The following is a 2,295-nucleotide window of genomic DNA, read 5'->3' as shown; positions in this document are numbered from 1 at the left end:
GTTGCGCGCCTTGAACCTGTCTCTCATAATCCTCTACCCCATCGCCTGGGCCGCACCACTGCTGCGCGCGGGTATGTTGCCGCTTTTCGGACTCACCGAAATCTCGGTTCTCAGCGGCCTGCAATCGCTTTGGGCGTCTGATATCTTCCTCGCGTTGGTGGTTACCCTTTTTGCGCTGGTGGCCCCAATGCTCAAAACCGTCGGCATCGCCTTGGTCCAGTTCGACCTGCTTGGCCCCCGCGCGATGTCGGCCCTTGCGATCATCGGCAAGCTTGCCATGGCAGATATCTTCCTGATCGCAGTTTACGTCACGATCGCCAAAGGCATCGGCATTGGGCGGGTCGAAGTGGCTTGGGGCCTCTACCTTTTTACCGCCTGTATCCTCGCCTCCCTTTGGATCAGCTGGAAAACGCAGCAGAACCTGCAAAATATTGGGCCAACGCCCTAGGGCTCTGCCCCATGTCTGTACCTCGCACGCTGTCCTCGGGGCAGACGATGACAGCACCGTCGCTTTTGCTTTGACCTCGCCCACGCTCTCGGCCAGAAAGGCGCATGGCAAAAGCTCCCGTTACATTCTCGTGCACCTCCTGCGGTGCCAGCTATAACAAGTGGTCCGGTCGCTGCGACGGTTGCGGCGAATGGAACACGATACAGCAAGACAAAGGCATATCGGCGGGCCCGCCCAGCAAATCTTTGGGGGCCAAGCGCGGATCAGCGATGGTCCTCACCGATCTAAGCACCAAGGAAGCCCCGCCCCCGCGCAGCCAATCCGGCATTGCCGAACTTGACCGCGTCTTGGGCGGCGGTCTGGTGGCGGCATCGGCCATTCTGGTGGGCGGCGATCCCGGCATCGGGAAATCAACATTGTTGTTACAAGCAGCAGCGCATTTTGCCCGCAGCGGTCTGAAAACCATCTACGTCAGTGGCGAAGAGGCCTCCGCTCAGGTGCGCATGCGTGCCCAACGTCTGGGACTGGCCGATGCGCCGGTCAAACTGGCCGCTGAAACCAACCTGCGCGACATCCTGACAACCCTCGAGGCCGAACGCCCCGATCTGGCCATCATCGATTCGATCCAGACCATGTGGGCCGATAACGTCGAAAGCGCGCCGGGGTCGGTGTCTCAGGTCCGAGCATCGGCGCATGAGTTGACCAGTTTTGCCAAACGCACCGGTGTTTCGGTGATCCTTGTGGGCCATGTCACCAAAGACGGTCAAATCGCAGGCCCCCGCGTCGTCGAACATATGGTCGATACGGTACTCTATTTCGAAGGCGAACGCGGCCACCAGTTTCGCATCCTGCGCGCCGTCAAAAACCGCTTTGGCCCCGCAGATGAAATCGGCGTGTTCGAAATGACTGGCCAAGGGCTGGCCGAAGTCACCAACCCGTCAGCGCATTTCCTGTCTGAACGTGGCGAACCTGCCGCAGGATCGGTGGTGTTTGCGGGCATCGAAGGGACGCGGCCCGTGCTATGCGAATTGCAGGCACTTGTTGCCCCATCGCCCCATTCCCAAGCGCGGCGCACCGTCGTGGGCTGGGATGGCGGGCGGCTGGCGATGATCCTCGCCGTTCTCGAGGCCCGCTGCGGCATCCCTTTTGCGGGGCTTGATGTCTATTTGAACGTCGCAGGCGGCATGAAAATCTCGGAACCTGCCGCCGATCTGGCCGTTGCCGCCGCCTTGCTAAGCGCGCGCGAAGACGTGGCATTGCCCGCTGAAACCGTTGTTTTTGGCGAAATTAGCCTATCGGGTGCCCTAAGACCGGCCACCCAGACCGAAAATAGGTTGAAAGAAGCGCAGAAACTTGGTTTTACCAGCGCCATTGCGCCCGCTGGGGGCAAACCCGTAAGCAAGAACGGCATCACGCTAAATACAATGAGCGATCTAACCGGATTTGTGGGCGAAATTTTCGGGGCTGGCTGACGGCCCCCACTAGGAAGGCAAGACGATCATGGAAGGCTTTACCATTATTGACGGGGTTGTGGCGCTTGTCATAGTCATGTCTGCACTTCTGGCCTATGGGCGCGGTCTGGTACGTGAATTGATGGCCATTGTTGGCTGGATCGCCGCTGCTGTGCTGGCGTTTTTGTTTGCGCCGCAGGTTGAACCGCTGGTGTCGGAAATCCCGGTTGTCGGTGAATTTCTGGCAGACAGCTGCGAACTTTCGGTCATCGGAGCCTTTGCAATCGTATTTGCAGTGGCTTTAATCGTAGTATCGCTGTTCACGCCGCTGTTTTCGTCGCTGGTGCAACGGTCCGTCCTAGGCGGGTTGGATCAAGGGCTGGGCTTCTTGTTCGG

General features: G+C 59.3%; 3 protein-coding genes. All 3 read left to right on the top strand.

The features are described from left to right. The first annotated feature begins 1 nt into the window (after position 1). Positions 2–448 carry a paraquat-inducible protein A gene (locus tag ABYT07_RS20525; protein WP_372993856.1) on the top strand — a complete coding sequence of 149 codons (447 nt, stop codon included), beginning with the start codon at positions 2–4 and terminating at the stop codon, positions 446–448. A 104-nt stretch (positions 449–552) separates the two neighbouring features. After that, positions 553–1,920: a DNA repair protein RadA gene (radA, locus tag ABYT07_RS20520; protein WP_372993855.1), complete on the top strand. Its 1,368-nt coding sequence runs from the start codon at positions 553–555 to the stop codon at positions 1,918–1,920. Positions 1,921–1,948: 28 nt separating this feature from the next. Then, positions 1,949–2,295 (top strand): CvpA family protein (locus tag ABYT07_RS20515; protein WP_372993854.1); only part of this gene is annotated, 347 nt, incomplete at its 3' end.

The sequence above is a fragment of the Sulfitobacter sp. genome (assembly GCF_041552635.1).
Lineage (GTDB): Bacteria > Pseudomonadota > Alphaproteobacteria > Rhodobacterales > Rhodobacteraceae > Sulfitobacter.
The sequence above is the reverse complement of the archived record's forward strand: the minus strand, read 5'-3'. Positions and strand labels throughout refer to the sequence as shown.